The 22117-nt window shown below is 69.1% G+C and carries 21 protein-coding genes; 8 read left to right on the plus strand and 13 right to left on the minus strand.

From position 1 onward, the window contains the following. The 5 genes from QN152_07290 to QN152_07310 form a co-directional block, all read right to left on the minus strand. The coding region (locus QN152_07290; GenBank protein MDR7539322.1) for a GTP-binding protein at positions 1 to 104 on the minus strand (104 nt) is incomplete at its 3' end. A 30-nt stretch (positions 105 to 134) separates the two neighbouring features. Then, a complete protein-coding gene (gene fusA / locus QN152_07295; GenBank protein MDR7539323.1) occupies positions 135 to 2222 on the minus strand; it encodes an elongation factor G in 2088 nt (695 codons plus the stop codon). A gap of 49 nt (positions 2223 to 2271) precedes the next feature. Next, positions 2272 to 2745 carry a 30S ribosomal protein S7 gene (gene rpsG / locus QN152_07300; GenBank protein ID MDR7539324.1) on the minus strand — a complete coding sequence of 158 codons (474 nt, stop codon included), beginning with the start codon at positions 2743 to 2745 and terminating at the stop codon, positions 2272 to 2274. Between the two features lie 15 nt (positions 2746 to 2760). Continuing rightward, positions 2761 to 3138 carry a 30S ribosomal protein S12 gene (rpsL, locus tag QN152_07305; protein ID MDR7539325.1) on the minus strand — a complete coding sequence of 126 codons (378 nt, stop codon included), beginning with the start codon at positions 3136 to 3138 and terminating at the stop codon, positions 2761 to 2763. Positions 3139 to 3385: 247 nt separating this feature from the next. Continuing rightward, entirely contained in the window at positions 3386 to 3670 is a 285-nt protein-coding gene (locus QN152_07310; GenBank protein ID MDR7539326.1) for a ribosomal L7Ae/L30e/S12e/Gadd45 family protein, read from the minus strand. 247 nt (positions 3671 to 3917) lie between these two features. Between QN152_07310 and QN152_07315 the strand changes: the two genes are divergently transcribed. The 7 genes from QN152_07315 to QN152_07345 all read left to right on the plus strand — a co-directional run bounded on the left by QN152_07315 (position 3918) and on the right by QN152_07345 (position 10553). Continuing rightward, positions 3918 to 5816: a GspE/PulE family protein gene (locus tag QN152_07315; GenBank protein MDR7539327.1), complete on the plus strand. Its 1899-nt coding sequence runs from the start codon at positions 3918 to 3920 to the stop codon at positions 5814 to 5816. Next, the gene (locus QN152_07320; protein ID MDR7539328.1) at positions 5813 to 7015 is read left to right on the plus strand and encodes a type II secretion system F family protein; all 1203 of its coding nucleotides are present in this window, start codon (positions 5813 to 5815) and stop codon (positions 7013 to 7015) included. Before QN152_07315 ends, QN152_07320 begins: the two co-directional genes overlap by 4 nt. Positions 7016 to 7167: 152 nt before the next feature. Next, complete coding sequence (locus QN152_07325; protein MDR7539329.1) at positions 7168 to 7569, plus strand: prepilin-type N-terminal cleavage/methylation domain-containing protein; 402 nt, start codon at positions 7168 to 7170, stop codon at positions 7567 to 7569. 60 nt (positions 7570 to 7629) lie between these two features. Then, positions 7630 to 8064, plus strand: a complete 435-nt coding sequence (locus QN152_07330; protein ID MDR7539330.1) for a GspH/FimT family protein — start codon at positions 7630 to 7632, stop codon at positions 8062 to 8064. Between the two features lie 59 nt (positions 8065 to 8123). Next, positions 8124 to 8528 carry a hypothetical protein gene (locus QN152_07335; protein MDR7539331.1) on the plus strand — a complete coding sequence of 135 codons (405 nt, stop codon included), beginning with the start codon at positions 8124 to 8126 and terminating at the stop codon, positions 8526 to 8528. After that, positions 8500 to 10032 carry a hypothetical protein gene (locus tag QN152_07340; protein ID MDR7539332.1) on the plus strand — a complete coding sequence of 511 codons (1533 nt, stop codon included), beginning with the start codon at positions 8500 to 8502 and terminating at the stop codon, positions 10030 to 10032. The genes QN152_07335 and QN152_07340 overlap by 29 nt, the downstream gene beginning before the upstream one ends. Next, positions 10029 to 10553 (plus strand): hypothetical protein, encoded by a 525-nt coding sequence (locus tag QN152_07345; protein ID MDR7539333.1) that lies wholly within the window; start codon positions 10029 to 10031, stop codon positions 10551 to 10553. The genes QN152_07340 and QN152_07345 overlap by 4 nt, the downstream gene beginning before the upstream one ends. On the opposite strand, the gene rpoC is transcribed toward QN152_07345, so the two are convergent. The 8 genes from rpoC to secE form a co-directional block, all read right to left on the minus strand. Continuing rightward, positions 10554 to 13991 (minus strand): DNA-directed RNA polymerase subunit beta', encoded by a 3438-nt coding sequence (rpoC, locus tag QN152_07350; protein MDR7539334.1) that lies wholly within the window; start codon positions 13989 to 13991, stop codon positions 10554 to 10556. Beyond that, positions 13991 to 17356 carry a DNA-directed RNA polymerase subunit beta gene (gene rpoB / locus QN152_07355; GenBank protein MDR7539335.1) on the minus strand — a complete coding sequence of 1122 codons (3366 nt, stop codon included), beginning with the start codon at positions 17354 to 17356 and terminating at the stop codon, positions 13991 to 13993. Before rpoB ends, rpoC begins: the two co-directional genes overlap by 1 nt. Before the next feature lie 313 nt (positions 17357 to 17669). Beyond that, a complete protein-coding gene (gene rplL, locus QN152_07360; protein MDR7539336.1) occupies positions 17670 to 18041 on the minus strand; it encodes a 50S ribosomal protein L7/L12 in 372 nt (123 codons plus the stop codon). A gap of 45 nt (positions 18042 to 18086) precedes the next feature. Next, positions 18087 to 18653 carry a 50S ribosomal protein L10 gene (rplJ, locus tag QN152_07365; GenBank protein ID MDR7539337.1) on the minus strand — a complete coding sequence of 189 codons (567 nt, stop codon included), beginning with the start codon at positions 18651 to 18653 and terminating at the stop codon, positions 18087 to 18089. Positions 18654 to 18905: 252 nt separating this feature from the next. After that, positions 18906 to 19616, minus strand: a complete 711-nt coding sequence (rplA, locus tag QN152_07370) for a 50S ribosomal protein L1 (protein ID MDR7539338.1) — start codon at positions 19614 to 19616, stop codon at positions 18906 to 18908. A 58-nt stretch (positions 19617 to 19674) separates the two neighbouring features. Further along, complete coding sequence (gene rplK / locus QN152_07375; GenBank protein ID MDR7539339.1) at positions 19675 to 20100, minus strand: 50S ribosomal protein L11; 426 nt, start codon at positions 20098 to 20100, stop codon at positions 19675 to 19677. 63 nt (positions 20101 to 20163) lie between these two features. Then, a complete protein-coding gene (nusG, locus tag QN152_07380; GenBank protein MDR7539340.1) occupies positions 20164 to 20787 on the minus strand; it encodes a transcription termination/antitermination protein NusG in 624 nt (207 codons plus the stop codon). Positions 20788 to 20800: 13 nt separating this feature from the next. Continuing rightward, positions 20801 to 21073 carry a preprotein translocase subunit SecE gene (gene secE / locus QN152_07385; protein MDR7539341.1) on the minus strand — a complete coding sequence of 91 codons (273 nt, stop codon included), beginning with the start codon at positions 21071 to 21073 and terminating at the stop codon, positions 20801 to 20803. Positions 21074 to 21329: 256 nt separating this feature from the next. On the opposite strand from secE, the gene QN152_07390 reads away from it, so the two are divergent. Next, on the plus strand, positions 21330 to 22061 hold the full coding sequence (locus QN152_07390) for an ImmA/IrrE family metallo-endopeptidase (protein MDR7539342.1): 732 nt from the start codon (positions 21330 to 21332) through the stop codon (positions 22059 to 22061). Positions 22062 to 22117 lie beyond the last annotated feature (56 nt).

The raw sequence follows: 22117 nt of genomic DNA on the forward strand, positions 1-22117 counted from the left end.
GCATGGGTGATCGCCGCCGTCAACGTGGTCTTCCCATGGTCCACGTGCCCAATGGTCCCTACGTTCACGTGCGGCTTCGTCCGCTCAAACCTGGGCTTGGCCATCTCCGTCCTCCACCATCGAGTGCATCCTGCTCACTGCCCTGCCCCCACGGCCTGACCGCGGATGGCCTCCGCCATGGCCGGGGGAACCTCTTCGTAGTGCGAGGGTTCCATGGTATAGGTGGCCCGCCCCTGGGTGGCGGAGCGCAGCGCCGTGGCGTAGCCAAACATCTCCGCCAGCGGCACCAGAGCCCGGACCAGCCGCGAGGTCCCCTGCTGCTCCATGGCCACGATGCGGCCGCGGCGGGCGTTTAGGTCGCCGATCACCTCCCCCATGTACGGCTCGGGGGTGATCACCTCCACGCGCATGATGGGCTCCAGCAGCACCGGCTGTGCCCGCTGCACCGCCTCCTTGAACCCCTGGGAGGCCGCGATCTTGAAGGCCATCTCGCTGCTGTCTACCTCATGGTAGGAACCATCCAGCAGCAGCACGCGGACGTCCACCACGGGATACCCGGCCAGGATGCCGCTCTCCGCCGCCTCGCGGACACCTGCCTGCACGGCGGGGATGAACTCCCGGGGGATGCGCCCTCCGCTGATCCGGTCCACGAACTCGTACCCGCCGCCCCGGGGCAGCGGCTCCACCTGCAGCACCACATGGCCGTACTGGCCGCGGCCGCCGGTCTGGCGCACGTACCGCCCCTCGGCCCGGGCGGCCTGCCGCACCGTCTCTTTGTAGGCCACCTGGGGCCGGCCCACGTTGGCCTCCACCTTGAACTCCCGCAGCAGCCGGTCGACGATGATCTCCAGGTGCAGCTCACCCATGCCGGAGATGAGGGTCTGACCTGTCTCGGGGTCAAAGCGCACCTTGAAGGTAGGGTCCTCCTCCGCCAGCTTGGCCAGAGAGGCGGTGAGGCGGTCCTCGTCGGCCTTGGTCTTCGGCTCCACCGCCACGGCGATCACCGGCTCGGGGAACTGCATGGCTTCCAGGACTACCGGCGCGCCCTCGTCGCAGAGGGTGTCGCCGGTAGTGGTCAGGCGCAGCCCCACCGCCGCCACCACGTTCCCCGCGGAGACCGCGGGGATGTCCTCCCGGTGGTTGGCGTGCATCTGCAGGATGCGGGAGACCCGCTCCCGCGCCCCCTTGTTGGCGTTATAGACGTACGACCCGGCCTCCAGGCGCCCGGAATAGACGCGGAAATAAGTCAGCTTGCCCACGTATGGATCGGTGACGATCTTGAAGGCCAGTGCAGCAAAGGGCGCGTCCTCACGGGGCTGCCGCAGAGCCGGCTGGCCGCTGCGCGGGTCGACCCCCCGCACCGGCGGCAGGTCCAGGGGTGAGGGCAGGAAGTCAATGATGGCGTCCAGCAGGGGCTGCACCCCCTTGTTGCGGAAGGCGGAGCCGCAGAGCACCGGCACCAGCGCAGAGCTCAGGGTGCCCCGGCGCAGCCCGCGGCGGATCTCCTCCTCGCCGATGGGCCAGCCCTCCAGGTAGCGGTGCAGCAGCTCCTCGTCCTGCTCCACCGCCGCCTCCACCAGCTCCTCCCGCAGCCGCTGCGCCAGCCCCCATAGCTCCGGGGGGATCTCCGTCTCGTCGGAGCGCGTTCCCAGGTCGTCCAGGTAGATGATGGACTTGAACCGGATCAGGTCCACCACGCCGCGGAAGCCATCCTCTGCGCCGATGGGCAGCTGCACGGGCACCGGATGCGCCCCCAGGCGCTCCCGCAGCATCTGCACCACGCGCAGGAAGTCGGCGCCGCTGCGGTCCATCTTGTTGACGAAGACGATACGCGGCACACGGTAGCGGTCGGCCTGGCGCCACACCGTCTCCGACTGCGGCTGCACCCCCTCCACGGCCGTGACCAGGACCACCGCCCCGTCCAGCACCCGCAGCGAGCGCTCCACCTCCACGGTGAAGTCCACATGCCCGGGGGTATCGATGATGTTGATGCGGTGCCCGCGCCAGGTGCAGGTGGTCGCCGCCGAGGTGATGGTGATGCCCCGCTCCCGCTCCTGGACCATCCAGTCCATGGTGGCCGAGCCCTCGTCCACCTCGCCGATGCGGTGCACCCGTCCCGTGTAGAAGAGGATACGCTCGGTGGTGGTCGTCTTGCCCGCGTCGATGTGGGCGACGATCCCGATGTTCCTGGTTTTCTCCAGTCCGACCGGCGTCACGGCCATCAGCGTCGTTGCCAAGGTCTGTCCTCGTCTCGGTTCTGCTGCACCGCGGTCACCAGCGATAGTGGGCGAAGGCCTTGTTGGCCTCGGCCATGCGGTGGGTGTCCTCGCGCTTCTTCACCGCGCCCCCCTGGCCCACCGAAGCGTCCAGAATCTCCGCCGCCAGCTTGGCCGGCATGCCCCGACGGTCTCGCCGCTGGCGGGCGAATTCCGTCAGCCAGCGAAGGCCCAGGGAGAGCCGCCGCTCCGGCCGCACCTCAATGGGCACCTGGTAGGTGGCTCCGCCCACGCGCCGCGGCCGCACCTCCAGCAGAGGCATGACGTTGCCCAGGGCCTTGTCCAGCACCTTGACCGGGTCCTGGCCCGACTTGCTCTTCACCTCGTCCAGTGCCGCATAGACGATGCGCTCGGCCAGGCTCTTCTTCCCCCGCTGCATCACCTTGTTGATCAGCCGCTGCACGGTTACGTTGCCGTACAGGGGGTCAGGGGGGATCACCCGCCGGGGAGCCGGTCCCTTTCTGGGCATGCTGCCTCCCTCGCCCTACGCCTTCTTGGGGCGCTTGGCCCCGTACTTGGAGCGTCCGCGCCGCCGCTCCGCAACCCCGGCCGCATCCAGCGTGCCCCGGATGATGTGGTAGCGGATGCCGGGGAGATCACGCACCCGACCCCCCCGGACCAGCACCACCGAGTGCTCCTGCAGGTTGTGCCCGATGCCGGGGATGTACGCGGTGACCTCCTTGCCCGTGGTCAGCCGCACCCGGGCGATCTTGCGCAGCGCGGAATTGGGCTTCTTCGGGGTGGTGGTCTTCACCTGAATGCACACCCCACGCCGCTGCGGATTCCCGGCCAGGGCCGGGGACTTGGTCCGCGGTGGTGTCCGCTGGCGGCCCAACCGCACCAGCTGCGCAGTTGTCGGCATCCTCTCCTCCTTCCACACTTCATGCGGCGGCCTGCCGCCGCACACATAGAAGCCCTCCGCCACGGGGGAAGAGGGCGATCACCGCCGCGCGATGTCCGGCGCGGTGGCGCCGGATTATCGCAAGCCTTCTCCGCCGCTATAGAGCCTGCGCCATACGAGGCACCGGAGATGGTGCCCTGCGGCGCATCCCAGGTACTCTCCGGGGACCTAAGTAGAGGCTACGCGCTGGAGAGCCCCGATTGTCGCGCTACGCCCCCGGCGGCGTCGGCGGCTCCAGCACCGCGGCCGCAGCCGCGCCCACGGCAATCCCGCAGGCCCGGCCCAGCTCCCGCATGGAGTCCACCTCCACGAGGGGCACTCCCCGCTCCTGAGCGGCGCGGATAACCGGCTCGGTCACCTTCCGGTCGGCATCTCGCGCCACCAGGACCAGCCGCGCCCGCCCCCCGCGAACCGCCTTGGCCGTCTGGCTGGCGCCAACCGCCCGCGCCTCGGCGGCCCGGATCTGCTCCAGGGGCGGAAGCGTGGCGGCCATCGCTCAACCTTACGAAGGATAGCACCCGCTTCCGGGGATGTCAAAGACCCCTGCCTGCTAGTTGAAGAGCCGTTCGGGGAAGCCCTGGGGGGCAGCCGGATACGGGGGAGGTCTAAATCCCGGGGCACTTGGCTATAACCTTGTGAGAACCCGGGGGGCAGCTTGGGGCAGGAGCTCCCGCTTACGTCCGGGCATCGGGGAGGGCATCCACGCCGATGCTGCTCCCCCTTGGCGCCAGGGAGACACAATGGCGAAGACCGCACGCACGGCGGGTTCCCCCCTGCAGCGGCGGCTCCTCGCACTGCTGGACGACCACGCCGGCGACCGGGACCAGGTGACGGCGGCGAGCCTGGCCGCGAGCCTGGCCGTGTCGGTAGCGGAGGTCGAGGCCGAGCTGGAGAGCCTGGTCCTGCTGGGCAACCTCATCCGCACCAGCGGGGAGGATGGCCAGGTGCGCTACAGCCCGGCCCCGCGGCGGAGGCTCCTGGGGCACATGCTGGTGGACGCCGGCCTGATCAGCGAAGCCCAGCTCCAGGAGGCGCTGGCCGAGCAGCAGCAGACCGGGGAGCGGCTGGGGCGCATCCTGGTCGACCGGGGGTACGTGAGCAAGCAGGCCCTGGGGCAGATGCTGGAGGCGCAGCGGGGCGTCCCCTACCTCAACCTGTCCACGTACCCCATCGACGAGAAGCTGGTGCGGGAGCTGCCGGAGTGGGTGATCCTGCAGCACAAGGTCGTGCCTGTGGCCCGCGTGCGGCAGGAGGTCCACCTGGCCATGCTGGACCCCACGGATGTCTTGGCCATCGACACGGTGGCGCGGATGCTCGGGGGGCGGGTCCGCCCTTTCCTCACCACGGAGCGCGACTTCGACTGGGCGGTAACCAGGTACCTGGACGTGCGGCGGCGGGTCGGGGAGAGCCTTCTGGCGGTGCCCGAGGAGCCCGACAGCCCGCCCGGCGCGGCGACCGTGGTGACCGAGGCGGCCGACGCTCCGCCCGTGGTGCGGGTGCTTAACTCCATCCTGGGAGACGCGGTGCGCATTGGAGCCACGGACATCCACATCGAGCCGGATGCCGATCAGGCTCGGGTTAGGATGCGGGTGGACGGGCTCCTGCACGACAAGGCGACCCTGCCCCCGGGGGTGGCCGGCGCGGTGATCTCCCGTCTGAAGGTCCTTGCCGGCGTGGACATCGCAGAGCGTCTGCGGCCCCAGGACGGCCGCATCCTCCTGGAGATCGAGGGGCGGCAGTACGACTTGCGCCTGGCTACGGTGGGCACCGCCTACGGGGAGCGCGCCGCCGTCCGGTTGCTGAACACTCAACAGGTCCTGCTGGGCCTGGAGCGGCTCGGCCTCTTCCCCCAGCAGCAGGCTGTCCTGGAGCGTCTGCTGGCCCGACCCCACGGGATGCTCCTGGTCACCGGACCCACCGGCAGCGGCAAGACCACCACCCTCTATGCCGCCCTGCGCCACATCAACGCCCGCACCCGCAACATCATGACCATTGAGGATCCGGTGGAGTACCGCCTGCCGGGGATTACCCAGATCCCGGTGCGGGAGAAGGCGGGGGTGACCTTCGGCCTGGGACTGCGGGCCATCCTGCGGCAGGACCCCGACGTGGTCATGGTGGGGGAGATCCGCGATGCTGAAACCGCCACCATCGCCGTCCAGGCCGCCCTCACCGGCCACCTGGTACTGTCCACGCTCCACACCAGCCACGCCGCCGGTGCCCTGGTGCGCCTGCTGGACATGGGCATGGAGCCCTACCTGCTGACCTCTTCGGTCCTGGCGGTGGTGGGTCAACGGCTCCTCCGGGTTCTCTGCACTGCCTGCCGACGGCGGGGCAGGGCCAGCGCCGAGGAGGCGGAGATGCTGCGGGGCCAGGGGGAGCACCCGCGCCTCTTCCGGCCCGCAGGTTGTCCCGAGTGCGGAGACCTGGGCTACAAGGGACGCACTGGCATCTTCGAGATCATGGCCATGACCGAGGACCTCCGCGAACTGGTCCTGCAGCGCCGGCCGGCCAGCGCACTGCAGGCGACTGCTGTGGCCGCGGGCATGCAGACGCTGCAGGAGTCGGCGCGGCGCAAGGTCCTGGAAGGGATTACCAGCACCGAGGAGTACCGCCGCCTGCTCCTGGCGGAGGAGGGATGATGCCCACCTACGAGTACCTCAGCCGCGACGCGCGGGGCCTGCTGGTCAGGGGGCAGGTGGAGGCAGAGGACGCCGCCCGCGCCCGGGCGCGGTTGCGGGAGCAGGGGCTCTACGTCACCTCGCTGCGCATCGCGGGCGCTGGCCTGTGGCGCGGCCCTCGTCGTCCCCAGCCGGCGGAGGTCGCCCTGCTGACGCACCACCTGGCTATGCTGCTGGCAGCCGGCGTGCCTCTCTCTCCCGCCCTGGATACCCTGGCGGAGCAGACGGAGGATCCCGGGACGCGCAGCATCCTGTGGGACCTGGCGCAGGACATCAAGGAAGGAAAGAGCCTTTCTGCGGCCCTGGGGGGCTATCCCGACCTCTTTCCCGCCCTCTATGTGGGAATCGTGCGCAACGGCGAGTTGAGCGGCCGGCTGGACGAGGCCCTGGGCCGGCTGGCCGCCTACCTGGAGCGGGATCAGGAGTTCCGCCGCCGGGTGCGGGAGGCGCTGGTCTACCCGGGACTGGTCCTGGCCCTGGCGGGGATCGTCGTGGTCGTCTTCCTCACCTTCATCATCCCCGCTTTCGACCGGGTCTACCGCAACAGCGGAGCGCGCCTCCCCCTGGCGACCCGGGCCCTGGTGGCCAGCAGCACCCTCTTCCGCCACAACCTCCCTCTGGCCGCCCTGGCCGGAGCAGCGATCCTGCTGCCGCCTGCGCGGCGGGCGCTGTGGGAGACCATCGCCGGGCCGGCCCGGCGCCTGGTCCTGCGGCTGCCCCAGGCGGCCTCGCTGGCCCGGACCGTCGCCCTCTCCCGCTTCGTCCACGCCCTGGGGGCGATGCTGCAAAGCGGTGTCCCCGTGCTGACGGCGCTGGAGGTGGCCGGGGAAGCGGTGGGGACAGCGGACTTTCGCACCGCCATACGCGAGCTGGCAGCTCGTGTCAGCGGCGGGTGCCGGCTGGGCGACTCCCTGCGCCAGACCGGAATGTTCCCGCCAATGGTCGTACGAATGGTGGCGCTGGGGGAGGAGTCCGGCCGGCTGGACGAGATGCTGCAGCGCGCCGGCGCAGTCTTGGACCGGGAATTCGAGCTATGCATGCGCCGCCTCCTCACGTTCCTGGAGCCGGCGCTGACCCTGCTGCTGGGCGGGGTCATCGGGGCAATTCTCCTGGCGCTGTACCTGCCCATCTTCGGCCTGTCCCGGGCGTTGGTGCGCTGAAGGACCGGAGGAGGTCATGAGCAGCCGATGGGGAGGCGACACCAACCGGTAAGGAGGGTGGTTCCCTCATTGCACGGTCTGGCAGAGTCTCTCAGCCAGCAACCATGCCTGCCTTTGTAACGCACCAACAGTACAGCAAGGAGGGATGGAGGATGCGGCAATGGTCTGGTGAAGGCGGCTTCACATTCGTCGAGGTGCTGGCGGTGGTGCTGCTGCTGGGGATCCTGGTCCTGGTGGCGCTGCCCAACTACTTCGGGGCGGAGAACGACGCGCGGCGACAGGTGGACCGGGCCAACGTCCGGGCCATCAACGCGGCGCTGGCGCTCTACCGGTTCCGCAACAACGGGAGCTGCCCGGTGGCGGCCGAGCCCGGGACGACGTTTACCGAGTTCCTGGCCGACACCACCTACTTCCCGGACGGCGCGCCCACCGACCCGTGGACCGGCAGCAGTGCAGCGTACGGCACCACGTATGACGCCACCCTGTGCCGGGTGCAATTGAGCGCGGGCGGCGTCAACCACGACGCCAGCAGCTCCAGCGGCCACGGCCCGTAGCCTCGAGGCCGGGCGACCGCGGTCTCTTCACAGGGGCGGCCTCCGGGTGTGAAGGTACCGGTGCGCCCTGGCGGCTTCTCCTTCCTGGAGCTGCTGGTGGTTGTGGGCCTTCTGGCCATCTTGCTGGTCGTGGCGCTGCCGCAGCTGTTCGCGCCGGAGGAGCTCGGCGTGGAGACGACCGCTCGGCAGGTGGCCGCCGACCTAGTCCTGGCCCGCCGCCTGGCCATCGCCCGCCGGATGCCGTACGTGGTCTCCTTCGCACCCCCCGGAGGTCCGTACACCGCATACACGGTCGCGCCCCAGGGCGGCGCGCCGGAGCCAGACTTCCCCAAGAGCCTGCCGGAGGGGATCGCGGTCACCGGCAGCGACCTGGTGACCTTCCAGCCCTCGGGCGCAGCGTCTGCGGCCGCCCGCCTGAGGTTCGCCGCTGGCGGGGCGACTGCACAGGTCGACGTGGCGGCGGGCACGGGAAGGGTCCGGGTCAGCGCACCGTGAGGCCGCGGGGCGGAGTGGCGAAAACGCAGGCGGTCACCGCAAGGCCCCAAGGCGTCGTTATGGCGCAGGCCGGCATCACCCTGGTCGAGCTCCTGGTGGCGGCGCTGCTGGTGGGCCTGGCCCTCGTGCCGCTAGTGCACCTCTACCCGGGGCTTCTGGAGGCCAACCGGGAAGGGGAGACGGCAATGCGCCTGGGCGTGGCCGCTTCCCGCAAGCTGGAGGAGCTCGTCGCCGCCATGCGCAGCGATATCGACGCCGTCTCCTCAGGGGCAGAGGGCTGTGGCGACCTGCCCGCGTGCCGCCTGGAGTGGACGGTCCAGTCCGAGCAGTCCAGCCCCACCCCGGGGGTGGGCGCGCTGAAGAGCGTGGGTGTGCGGGCGTGTGCAGACGCCGACGGCAGCCTGACCTGCGACGCTGGCGAGACGCAGGTGCGCTATGACACCAGGGTCACCTCGCGGCCCTAGGCTCCGCTGCGGTGAGGCCGGCCTCTCCCTGGTCGAGGTCCTCCTTGCCGTGCTCCTCCTCTCGCTTGTGGTCGGCGGGCTGCTGCCGCTGCTCGGCGGCGCCGAGGGATCGTACCAGGAGACGCGGCGCCGCCAGGAGCTGGTGCAGAATGCCCGCGTGGCGCTGGACCTGCTGCTGCGCCAGGTGCGGGCGGCCGAGTCCTTCCGGGTGATCTCCCCCGGGCTGATCCGCCTGACCCTCTTCTGGGGAGACGGCAGCGGGGCCATGCCTACAGTGGAGTACGTGCTGGACGGGACTGGCGGCGAGCTGTCATACCGCTGGAGCAACGACTGGGACTACCGGCGGCAGATCACGGTGACCGCGGTGCAGACCACGCCGGCAGGGTACGCCGTCCCTGTGGTTGTCGACCACGCCGCTCTGGTCGCCGCCGGCAAGAGCCTTCCCGGGGGCGAAGACGTGCGGATCAAGTACTGGAACGGGACGGCGATGGCGGAGCTGGACCGGGTGCTGGATCCCCTCTCTACCTGGAACACCTCTGCGGTGAAGCTGTGGTTCCCCCTGCGGGCCCCTATCGTCTCCGGGCAAGCCGACGCCGGCTACTACCTCTACTACGGCAACCCTGCGGCCCCGCCACCCCCGGCCCGCGGGGACAACGTCTTCCTGGACTATGAGGACGGCAGCACCCTCGGCGGCTGGATACGCAGGGATCCCTGCGCCCCCGCGCCCCCTGCCGGGTATGCACCCTCTGCCGACGGCTTCGTCTTCCAGACAACTAGCGGCAACAACTGTTACCGGCGGCTGAGCAAGAACGTCCCCCACGAGGACGTGGAGATCTTCTGGGGATCCCGCAGCGGCGCGCCGGGGGATCGGGCAGCCAACGACCGGCATGTGGTGGGTGTGGGGGCCAGGCTCAGCGCCTCCGGCGCCGGCTACCTGGTAGTCCCGGGCGAGGATCTCAACCGTCGCCTGCGCATCCGGGAGGTCACCGCCTGGAACGTCGACGGAAGCATCCTGGCCCAGACCGCCCGGAATGCGACCCTCTACCGTGTGATCCCGGGGAGAGACTACTACGCGCGCTTCTCCCTGGTGGGTTCGACCCTGCAGGCCAAGTTCTGGCCGGCCAGCACCGCCGAGCCCGCGGGGTGGATGCTCTCCGCTGCGGACGCCACCTACGCGGCGGGGGCGTACTATGCCCTGGTGGACGGCCACGACGCCCCCCAGGATCACCGCCACCGCCGGGTGATCGTCCGCCCCCGGGTGCAGCTCGAGCCCCTCCTCGCCCTGGGCGGTGAGGTTTCAGGGACGCGCCCGGACGCCCTGGAGGCGCTGGCGGGACCGATCCGCTCCATGACGGTGACCTGCTTTGCCCCCAACGGGGCCCCGCTGGACTGCTCCCAGACCCCGCAGGTGCGCAGCGTGCAGGTTACCCTGGTGGTCATGGATCCCGACGGCCGGGTCCCCGATCTGGCTGTGAGCGGCCGGGCCTTCCGTCAGGCACCGTGAGGACGCCGACTTCGCGCCACCTCATCACCCGGGAGAGGCCGCTGGGGGAGGAGGGGGTGGCTCTGCCGCTTGCCCTGCTGGTGCTGCTCGTCCTGTCGATCCTGGCCGTGGCGCTGGCGGAGATGACGGCGGCGGAGGTGGACGTGGGCAGGTGGACGCGCTGGGACCAGCAGGCCCAATACCTGGCCCAGGCGGCCATAGAGCATCAGGTCTACGCCCTGAAAGCCGACAAGGCTGCCGCCGCCGTGGGGCCAGTCAACTACCCGGCCACGCCGGGAGCTGAGTACTGGTACAGCACCACCCTGACCTGCCTGCTGCAGTGCGCCGCGGATCGGGAAGTGCGCCGCTGGCGCATCATAGGGACGGGAGAGATCCGGACACCGGGGGGCGCCGTCCTGCAGCGCCGCGCCGTGCGGGCCGAGGTGGAGATCGCCTACGCCTGGGGATCGGCGGGCCCCACCGCCGGCTTCATCGTCCCCGCGACCGTGACCTACCTCCGGTGGGAGGAGGTCTACCCCTGACTACAGCTCGGCCGAGATCCTGATGTTGCGGTAGCGGGACATCCCGGTGCCCGCCGGGATGAGCTTGCCGATGATCACGTTCTCCTTCAGCCCGATCAGCGGGTCGACCTTCCCCTTGGTCGCCGCGTCGGTGAGGACGCGGGCCGTCTCCTGAAAGCTGGCGGCGCTGAGGAACGAATCGGTGGCCAGGGAGGCCTTGGTGATCCCCAGCAGGGTCGGCCGGGCCTGCGCCGGCTCCTTACCCTCGGCGATGGCCCGGGCGTTCTCCTCCTCGAACTCGAACTTGTCCACCAGCTGCCCCGGCAGAAATTCCGTGTCGCCGGCCTCCTCGATCTTCACCCGACGCAACATCTGCCGCACGATGATCTCGATGTGCTTGTCGTTAATGTCCACACCCTGGGAGCGGTAGACGGACTGGATCTCCTGCACCAGGTAGGTCTGCAGCGCCTCCAGGCCCTTGATCCGCAGGATGTCGTGGGGGTTGACCGAGCCCTCGGTGAGCTGGTCGCCCGCCTCCACGCGGTTGCCCTCGGCCACGCGGAGGCGCACCCCGTGGGGCACGGCCTGGGTCTGCTCGCCGCCGTCCTTGCCCGTGATGGTGATCCGCCGCGCGCCCTTGGCTTCGCTGATGCTCACCTTGCCGGAGATCTCGGCGATGATGGCCTGGCCCTTGGGGCGGCGGGCCTCGAAGAGCTCCTCCACCCGCGGCAGGCCCTGGGTGATGTCGAACCCGGCCACCCCACCGGTGTGAAAGGTGCGCATGGTCAGCTGGGTCCCCGGTTCCCCGATGGACTGGGCGGCGATGATCCCTACGGCCTCGCCGATCTCCACCAGCTTCCCCGTGGCCAGGTTACGGCCGTAGCACTTGGCGCAGACGCCATAGCGGCTCTTGCAGGTGAGCACAGAGCGCACCAGCACGCTCTCCACGCCAGACTGTTCCAGCCGGTCGGCTGTCTCCTCGTCGATCTCCTGGTCTGCCTCCACCAGCACGGCCCGCCCGCGGGGCACCCTGACGTCCTCGGCGGCGATGCGGCCGATGATCCGGTCGCGCAGAGGCACCACCACCTCATGCCCCTCGGTGATGGCGGTGATACGGACGCCCTCGGTGGTGCGGCAGTCCTCCTCGCGGACGATGACGTCCTGGGCCACGTCCACCAGGCGGCGGGTGAGGTAGCCGGACTCGGAGGTGCGGATGGCCGTGTCCGCCAGGCCCTTGCGCTGCCCGTGGGTGGAGATGAAGTACTCCAGCACGGTGAGCCCCTCGCGGAAGTTGGCCTTGATGGGCAGCTCGATGATCCGCCCGCTGGGGTCGGTCATCAGCCCGCGCATCCCCGCCAGCTGGCGGATCTGCTGGATGTTCCCCCGGGCCCCGCTCTGGGCCATCATGTACAGGGGGTTAAAGGGGTCAAAAGCCTCCAGCATGGCATCGGTGATCTCCTCGGTGGCCTTGGTCCAGACGTCGATGGCCCGCTGGTAGCGCTCCCCGTCGGTGATCAGCCCGCGGCGGTACTGGTTCTCGATGGCGTCGATCTGCCGCTCCGCCTCCCGCAGGATCCGCTCCTTCTCCTGGGGCACAGCGATGTCGTCGATGGCGATCCCCGAGCCACTGCGGGTGGCGAACCGGAACCCCAGGTCCTTGAGGGCGTCCAGCAGCTGCACCGTCTTGCTGGAGCCCAGGCGGTTGTAAGCCTCGGAGACCACCGTGGCCAGGACCTTGCGGTCGCAGATCTCGTTGATGAAGCGCAGCTCCTCGGGAATGGCCTCGTTGAAGATGATCCGGCCCACCGTGGTCTCCACCAGCTCCCCCTCCCGGCCCAGCCGCACCTTCACCCGGGCGTGCAGCTCCACGGCCCCGGTCTCGTAGGCCATGAGCACCTCGTTAGGGGTGGAGAAGACCTTGCCCTCCCCCTTGGCCCCCGGCCGCTCCAGCGTCAGGTAGTAGCAGCCGAAGACGATGTCACGTGTGGGGCTGGTGATGGCCCGGCCGAAGGCCGGCGAGAGGATGTTGTAGGCGGAGAGCATGAGCAGGCGGGCCTCCGCCTGCGCCGCGGCCGACAGGGGCACGTGCACCGCCATCTGGTCACCGTCGAAGTCGGCGTTGTAGGCGGTGCAGACCAGGGGGTGTACCTGGATGGCTTTCCCCTCAATCAGCACCGGCTCAAAGGCCTGGATGCCCAGCCGGTGCAGGGTGGGGGCCCGGTTGAGCAGCACAGGGTGCTCCCGTACCACCTCCTCCAGCACATCCCAGACCTCCGGGCGGGAGCGCTCCACCATGCGCTTGGCGCTCTTGATGTTCTGCGCCAGCGACTTGTCCACCAGCTTCTTCATGACGAAGGGCTTGAAGAGCTCCAGGGCCATCTCCTTGGGCAGCCCGCACTGGTGCAGCTTCAACCGCGGTCCGACCACGATCACCGAGCGGCCGGAGTAATCCACGCGCTTGCCCAGAAGGTTCTGGCGGAAGCGCCCCTGCTTCCCCTTGAGCATGTCGGAGAGCGACTTCAGCGGCCGGTTGTTGGGCCCGGTGACGGGACGGCCGCGGCGCCCGTTGTCGATCAGCGCGTCCACCGCTTCCTGCAGCATGCGCTTCTCGTTGCGCACGATGATCTCCGGGGCGCCCAGGTCCAGCAGTCGCTTCAGTCGGTTGTTGCGGTTGATCACCCGGCGGTAGAGGTCGTTCAGGTCACTGGTGGCAAAGCGGCCGCCATCCAGCTGCACCATCGGCCGCAGGTCCGGGGGAATCACCGGAATCACATCCAGGATCATCCACGTGGGCCGGTTGCCGCTCTTGCGGAAGGCTTCCACCACCTCCAGGCGCTTGAGGATCTTCATCCGCTTCTGCCCGCCGGCCTCCCGCAATTCGGCCCGCAGCTGGCGGGAGAGCTTCTCCGGATCGATCTCCGCCAGCAGCTCCCGGATGGCTTCGGCGCCCATGCCCGCCCGGAAGGCGGTGCCGTACTTCTCCCGCATCTCCCGGTACTCCGTTTCGCTCAGCAGCTGCTTCTTGGTGAGCGGGGTGGTCCCAGGATCGATGACCACGTAGGAGGCAAAGTAGACCACCCGCTCCAGGGCCCGCGGCGACATGTCCAGGAGCAGCCCGATGCGGCTGGGCACCCCCTTCAGGTACCAGATGTGGCAGACGGGCGCAGCCAGGGAGATGTGCCCCATCCGCTCGCGCCGCACCTTGGCCCGGGTCACCTCCACGCCGCAGCGGTCGCAGATGATGCCCTTGAAGCGGATGCGCTTGTACTTGCCGCAGTGGCACTCCCAGTCCTTGGTGGGGCCGAAGATGCGTTCACAGAACAGCCCGTCCCGCTCCGGCTTGAGCGTGCGGTAGTTGATGGTCTCCGGCTTCTTCACCTCGCCGTGCGACCAGAGGCGAATCTGCTCCGGCGAGGCCAGCCCGATCTTCACCGCATCGAAGTTGTTGACGTCTTGCATCAGTACTCCTCCACCAGGGCTTCCTCGCCCTCCAGGTTGATGCCCAGAGCGCGGGCCGTCTCGGCAATATCCTCCTCGATCTCCTTGAGTTCAATCTCCTTCTTGTCTTCGCTCAGCACCTTTACGTCCAGGCAGAGGGACTGCAGCTCCTTTACCAGGACCTTGAAGGACTCGGGAACGCCGGGTTCCTGGATGTTCTCGCCCTTGACGATGGCCTCGTAGGTCTTTACCCGCCCCACCACGTCGTCGGACTTGACCGTGAGCAGCTCCTGCAGGGTGCTGGCGGCGCCGTAGGCTTCCAGGGCCCAGACCTCCATCTCCCCAAAGCGCTGGCCGCCGAACTGGGCTTTCCCGCCCAGCGGCTGCTGGGTGATCAGGCTGTAGGGACCGGTGGAGCGGGCGTGGATCTTGTCCTCCACCAGGTGCAGCAACTTCATCATGTAGATGGAGCCCACTGTGACCTCCCGGTCGAAGGGCTCCCCCGTGCGCCCGTCGATCAGCCGCATCTTGCCACTCTCCGGCAGGCCGGCCTGACGGAGCAGCTGCTTGATCTCCTCCTCCCGCGGCCCGTCGAAGACCGGGCTCTCCACCCAGATCCCCAGACGGTCTGCGGCCCAGCCCAGGTGGGTCTCCAGCACCTGCCCCACGTTCATCCGCGAAGGCACCCCCAGCGGGTTGAGCACGATGTCCACCGGTGTACCATCCGGGAGCGTGGGCATGTCCTCTTCGGGCAGGATCACGGAGATGACACCCTTGTTCCCGTGGCGCCCCGCCATCTTGTCCCCCACGGTGATCTTGCGCTTCTGCGCCACGTAGACGCGCACCAGGGTGTTCACCCCCGGCGGCAACTCGTCGCCCTGCTCCCGGCTGAACATCTTCACCCCGACGACCTTGCCCTTCTCCCCGTGGGGCACCTTCAGGGAGGTATCGCGCACCTCCCGCGCCTTCTCCCCGAAGATGGCGCGCAACAGGCGCTCCTCCGCGGTGAGTTCGGTCTCCCCTTTGGGGGTCACCTTCCCCACCAGGATGTCGCCGGAGCGGACCTCGGCACCGATGCGCACGATCCCCCGCTCGTCCAGGTCGCGCAGCGCCTCCTCGCCCACGTTGGGGATGTCGCGAGTGATCTCCTCAGGCCCCAGCTTGGTGTCCCGGGCCTCCACCTCGTACTCCTCGATGTGGATGGAGGTGAAGAGGTCCTCCTTCACCAGCCGCTCGCTGACCACGATGGCGTCCTCGTAGTTGTAGCCCTCCCAGGGCATGAAGGCCACCAGCACGTTGCGCCCCAGGGCCAGCTCCCCCTGGTCCGTGCAGGGGCCGTCGGCCAGCACCTCACCGGCCTTAACCTCCTGCCCGCTGCGGACGATAGGCACCTGGTTGATGCACGTCCCCTGGTTGCTCCGCTGGAACTTCACCAGCCGGTAGACGTCCCGCCGCCCGCCAGCCACCTTGACCACGATCTCGTCGGCGGAGACCGCCTCCACCACACCGTCTCGCTTGCAGACCACCACCGCCCCGCTGTCCACGGCCGCGCGGTACTCCATGCCCGTTCCCACCAGGGGCGCCTCCGTGGTCAGCAGCGGCACCGCCTGGCGCTGCATGTTGGAGCCCATCAGGGCACGGTTGGCGTCATCGTGTTCCAGGAAGGGGATGAGGGCGGTGGCCACCGAGACGATCTGCTTGGGGGAGACGTCCATGAAGTCCACCTCTTCCGGACGCACCAGCTTGATCTCCGAGCCGTGGCGCGCCGTCACCCGCGGACCGACCAGCCGGCCATCCTCATCCAGGACGACGTTGGCCTGGGCGATGACGTACTTGTCCTCCTCGTCCGCGGTGAGGTAACGGATGCGCCGCGTGACCACGCCCTCTCTCACCTCGCGGTAGGGGGTCTCGATGAAACCCAGGTCGTTGACCCGGGCGTAGGTGGCCAGAGAGGAGATCAGGCCGATGTTGGGCCCCTCCGGTGTCTCGATGGGGCACATGCGCCCGTAATGGGAGGCATGCACATCGCGCACCTCGAATCCAGCGCGCTCGCGGGAAAGGCCCCCCGGCCCCAGGGCTGAGAGGCGTCGCTTGTGGGTCAGCTCCGCCAGGGGGTTGGTCTGGTCCATGAACTGGGAGAGCTGGCTGGAGCCGAAGAACTCCTTGATCGCCGCCACCACCGGGCGGATGTTGATCAGCACCTGGGGGGTGATCTGCGCCGTGTCCTGGATGGTCATGCGCTCGCGGATGACCCGCTCCATGCGCAGCATTCCAATGCGGAACTGGTTCTGCAGCAGCTCCCCCACAGAGCGCACCCGCCGGTTGCCCAGGTGGTCGATGTCGTCGTCCACGGCGTCCGTCTCGCCGCGCACCAGCCGGCTGAGGTAGCGGATGATCTCGACCATGTCCTCCTTGGTCAGCGTGCGCACATCCAGGGGGTGGTGCAGGCCCAGCTTCTTGTTCAGCTTGTACCGCCCCACCCGTCCCAGGTCGTAGCGCCGCGGCTCGAAGAAGAGGGTGTGCATCAGGGTGCGGGCCGACTCCACCGTGGGCGGGTCCCCCGGGCGCAGGCGGCGGTAGATCTCGATCAGGGCCTCGTCCTGGTTCCGGCTGTTGTCCTTCTCCAGGGTGGCCTTGAGCACGGGGTCGTCGCCGTAGAGCTTCAGGATCTGCTCGTTACTCTCATAACCCACAGCCCGCAGCAGGACCGTGGCCGGAACCTTGCGCGTGCGGTCCACGCGCGTCCACAGGACCTTGTTGTTGTCGGCCTCCAGTTCCAACCAGGCACCGCGATGGGGGATGACGGTGGCCGCGGGCAGCGGGCGGCCCGCGGTGTCCGGAGCAAAGCTGAAATAGACTCCCGGAGAGCGCACCAGCTGGCTGACCACCACGCGCTCCGCCCCGTTGATGATGAAGGTGCCCCGTTCGGTCATCAGGGGGAAGTCCCCCATGAAGACCTCCTGTTCCTTGATCTCCCCCGTCTCCCGGATGACCAAGCGGACTTTCACCTTGAGGGCGGCGCTGTAGTTGTAGTCCCGGTCGCGGCACTCCTCCTCGGTGTACTTCAGTCGCTCGAATCGGTAGCCGCCAAAGTCCAGGACGGCGTCACCGTTGAAGACGCTCCCGCTAGCTGCCTTGCGCCGGCCGGATTCCACGGCGAAGTGCAGCTCCAGGTTGCCGGTGAAGTCCTGGATCGGCGAGACCTCGGCAAAGACCTCCCGGATCCCTTCCCGCAGGAACCACTCGTAGGAGCGGCGCTGCACCTCCACCAGGTCGGGGAGGTCGATGATCTCTGGGATCTTGGCGAAGGAGAGCCGTGGGCGCCTCCCCCGCTTGACCACGCGCGCCTCCAGCCCCAGCTTCTTCAGGGGTGTGGAAGGCCGCATCGCCCTGCGCTTCGTCAGCGTCTTCACGGCGGCAGACCTCACCTCCACATGAACCGTCGACCGGTCAATGCGCTACACGGAAACGGGCCCCGATGGCGAGCCCCGGGAAGTGCTGGAAATAGTGAAAGACACGCTGGTCAGGCGTGCCTCGCTCCGGTCATACTGTGAAACCGCGGCCGTAAACCCCCATCCTACCCCGGTCTAGCAGTAACGATTACACTAACACCGGGCAAGGAGGACGTCAATAGGAAACACTCTCACGGCCCGGGGCGGTCCGGGAAGGTGCGGGCAGCCCTCCCCCGCAGGCTTCCCCTCACCTGATCTCCACCTTGGCCCCCTCCGCCTCCAGCTTGGCCTTGATCTGCTCCGCCTCCTGTCGGCCCACCTTCTCCTTGACCGGCTTGGGGGCGGTGTCCACCAGCTCCTTGGCCTCCTTCAGGCCCAGGCCGGTCAACTCGCGCACCACCTTGATCACCTGGATCTTCTTCTCCCCCACCGCAGCCAGGATCACGTCGAATTCGGTCTGCTCCTCCGCCGCCGCGGGTGCGCCCGCCACCACCGGCGCCGCCGCCACCACCGGCGCCGCCGCCGAGACGCCGAACCGCTCCTCCAGGGCCTTGACCAGCTCAGCCAGCTCCAGCACCGTCAGGCTCTCGATGGCCCCCAGGATCTCCTCCTTGCTCAGCTTCTCCTTCGTCGCCATTGCCCCGCTCCTTCCTGTATCCAGCCGCTAGGTGCCCCCAGCCGGACCTGTCGAGATTTCCTCCGCACGTTCCCCGACCGCCTCTCGTTTGCGCCGGATCTGCTCGAGCACGTGGACGAGCGCCCGCGGTACACCCGCCAGGACCGAGGCCAGCCCCTGGAGGGGAGCGCGCATACCCCCGGCCACCTGTGCCAGGAGAACGCCGCGAGGCGGCAGGTCGGCCAGCTGGCGGACCTGCTGTGCCGTGAGCGGCCGCCCCTCCGCGATGCCGCCCTTGGCCTCCAGCTTGCGCATCTGGCGGATGAACTCGTGAACCACCCTGGCCGGAGTAACGGGGTCGTCGTAGCCGAAGGCCGCGGCGGTGGGGCCTTCCAGATAGATCTCCAGGCCGGGGATCCCCGCCTGGCGGGCGGCAATGCGCATCAGGCGGTTCTTCACCACCCGGTACTCCACCCCCGCCTCCCGCAGGCGTGCCCGAAGCTGAGTGATCTCCTTGACCGTCAGCCCGCGGAAATCCGTGAGGATCACGGCGCGGGCCCGCTGCAGCCGCTCCTTCAGAACCTCCACCTCGGCGACCTTCTCCGGGCGGACCATCGCCCTCCTCCCAAACGGACACGCGGACGGGCCCGACCGGCTCCGTCCGCGACGGATCAGGGCCTCGGCAGGCGGCGGGGCCTGGCGCCTCCGTCCTTTAAGCCACGCACCTGCTGTCTCGGGCCACTATGCGCTTGCACCCGGCGGGCGCCAGGACGCTCCAAGAACCGTACGCGGTGCTTGGGGACCTCGCTCCCTGCTCGGCCACAGCACTCGAACAACTCCACACGCTAGCATGGTCCCCCCCGGCCGTCAACCGGCCCGGGTCAGCGCCAGGGCCGCCGCCGGGTCCACCTTGATGCCCGGGCCCATGGTCGTGGCCAGGGTGATGGCGCGCAGGTACTGCCCCTTCACCGCCGCCGGCCGGGCCCTCACCAGGGCGTCGACCAGCGCTGCCAGGTTCCGCAACAGGTCCTCCGCGCTGAAGGTGGCCTTCCCGATGGGGACGTGGACGATGCCGGTCTTGTCCACCCGGAACTCGATCTTCCCCGCCTTGATCTCCCGCACCGCCTTTCCCACCTCGAAGGTCACCGTTCCGGCCTTGGGGTTGGGCATCAGGCCGCGCGGGCCGAGGATGCGGCCCAGCCGGCCGACCACGTTCATCACGTCGGGTGTGGCCACGGCGGCGTCGAAATCCGTCCAGCCCGCCTGGATCCGCTCCACCAGCTCCTCCACCCCCACAACATCCGCCCCCGCCGCCTCCGCCTCCCGGGCCTTCTCCCCCTTGGCGAAGACCGCCACCCGTACGGTCCGCCCGGTCCCCGCGGGCAGGACCACGGTGCCGCGCACCTGCTGGTCGGCGTGCTTGGGGTCGACCCCCAGGCGTACATGGGCCTCTACGGTCTCGGGGAACCGGGCCGTGGCCACCCGCTGCAGCAGCCGCACAGCCTCCTCGGGAGCGTAGAGCCGCGTGCGCTCGATCAGCTTGGTGGCTTCCTGGTAGCGCTTGCTGTGCTTCCCCATGGGTTCCTCCCGTGGTCCGGGCGAGCGCCCTCCGGGCGCTCTCCCACGCGCTGCCCGCCTAGCCCACCACCTCGATACCCATGGAGCGGGCGGTGCCCTCGATCATGCGCATCGCCGCCTCCACGTCGGTGGTGTTCAGATCCGGCATCTTCTGCAGGGCGATCTCCCGCAGCTGCCGGCGGGTCACCTGGCCGCTCCTGGCCTTCCCCGGATCGCCGGAGCCCTTCTCCACCCCGGCGGCCTGTTTCAGCAGCACCGCCGCCGGAGGGGTCTTTGTTACGAAGGTGAAGGTGCGGTCCGCGTAGATGGTGATCTCCACCGGCACGATGGTGCCGGCCTGGCGCGCCGTGCGCTCGTTGTACGCCTTGACGAACTCCATGATGTTCACCCCGTGCTGGCCCAGGGCCGGGCCGACCGGGGGCGCGGGGGTAGCCTTGCCCGCCGGGATCTGCAGCTTGACCACTGCCACTACCTTCTTGGCCATGCAACCCTCCCTGCCTCAGTAGGACCGGAAACCCGACAGGCCCGTGCGGCGCCCCCGGCCGGGTCAGACCTTCTCCACCTGCCCGAAATCCAGCTCCACAGGCGTCTCCCGGCCGAAGATGGAGACCAGGACGCGGACTTTCTCCTTCTCCATCATGATCTCGTCCACGATGCCGGTGAAATCCTGGAAGGGGCCCGCGGTAATCCGCACCGGCGACCCCTTGACGTAGGTGATGCGGTACTTGGGGGTCTCGTCCCGCAGCTGCCGCAGCAGCTGCCGCACCTCTTTGTCCTCCAGCGGGACGGGACGGGCCCCGGAGCCGACAAACCCGGTGACCCCAGGGGTGTTGCGCACCACGTACCAGGAGTCGTCGTCCATGATCATCTGCACCAGCACGTAGCCGGGGAAGATCTTCCGTTCCACCTCGCGCCGCTTGCCGCCCTTGATCTCCTTCTCCTTCTCCATGGGTACGAGGACCTGGAAGATCTTCTCCCGCATGTTCATGGATTCGATGCGCCGCTCCAGATTGGTCTTGACCCGGTTCTCATACCCGGAGTAGGTGTGGATGACGTACCAGCGGGTGCGAGGGTCGGGGGGAACTTCCGGTTCGGGCTCCTCCTCCACCTGAGGCTCCTCCACCCGCACCGGCTCGTCGATGAAAAGGTCCTTCAGGGGGTCCTCGGTCATGGCTCGTCGCCCCCTACGGGCCAATCAACCAGCGCTTCACGCTCACGGTGAACAGGTAGTCCCAGGCCCCCAGGTACAGCGCCAGGGCCAGGAGCACCACCAGGACGACCAGCGTGGAGCCGGTCAGCTCCTTGCGCGAGGGCCAGTCCACGCGCCGCAGCTCGGCCCAGACCTCACGCAGGTAGCGGAGGGCCCGCTCCACCACTACCGGGCCGCGCCGCACCGCCACGTGCCGGACCGCGCGCTGGGGTAGCCGCCCTGTTTTCACCTCGGAGATCCGGGCCATCGCCTCTCGCTCTCACTCCCGTCAGTCCTGGCTCAGGACCGGGTCCGGGAAATTGCCCAAAAAAAGAAAAAGACTGGATGGGCCCTGTCAAGCGCATTATAGGAAGCGACCCTCCCCCTGTCAAACGCCTGTTCCGCCCCGCACCTGCCCGGGAGAGTCCTCTACCCTGAACCTCGGGCCAGCGGGGAAGGCGCAGGGGTCTGCCCTCAGGAGGACGAAGGCTCTACTCCCGCGGGCCGCAGGAGGACGACGGGCGATGCGCTGGTGTCTGCTCTGTGGCGACGAGATGATGCCGGAGTTTGGCAGCCCCTGTGAGGACCCGGTGGCCTGGACCTGCCGCGCCTGCGGGTTCTACCAGCTGGAGACCGGCGGCCGCCCCTTCAGCGGCGAGCAGCTCGCCGCCGTGCGCCGGTTGCCCGGAAAACCCGCAGAGGGTGAGGCGCCCACCCTCCCCCCTGAGGTCCGGGCGGCGAGGGAGATCCTGGCCACCTTCGGCCTCACCCCTCCGGTGGACGTGGAACGGGTCGCCGCGCTGCTGGGCTACCCGGTGGAGTGGGTGCGCCGTCCCGCCAGCGAGCGCGGCGGCATCGCCCGCCGGGCCGGCCGCGAGACGCTTGTCTTGAACAGGGCCTACCCTTTCCGCTCCGCGGCAGAGCGGCGCTGGGTGGTGGCGGAGGAGCTGGGGCACGCGGTACTGGGGCACACCGCACTGGCCGCCAGCACCACCGCTGAGGGGCCTGCCGCCCTGCGGGAACCGCTGCGCACCCAGGAGGAACGGGCGGGGAAGGCCTTCGCTGCTGAGCTCCTCATGCCGGCGGCGGAGGTGCGGGCAGAGTTTCGCCGGATGCAGCCGCGTCTGCGCCGGGCGGCAGGCCGGCACCAGCGCGCGGAACTGCTGCAAGGGATCGTGACCGACCTGGCCCATACCTTCCAGGTGTCCCCCGCAGCGATGCGCCGCCGGCTGGAGGACCTGGGTCTGCTGCGCTGACTGGGCGGCCCTGGCCGGTGGGTCCCTGGCGCGTGGGCCCGTTCACCTGGCGTGGG

This window comes from Armatimonadota bacterium, assembly GCA_031459715.1.
In the GTDB taxonomy this organism is placed as follows: Bacteria; Sysuimicrobiota; Sysuimicrobiia; order Sysuimicrobiales; family Humicultoraceae; genus Humicultor; species Humicultor tengchongensis.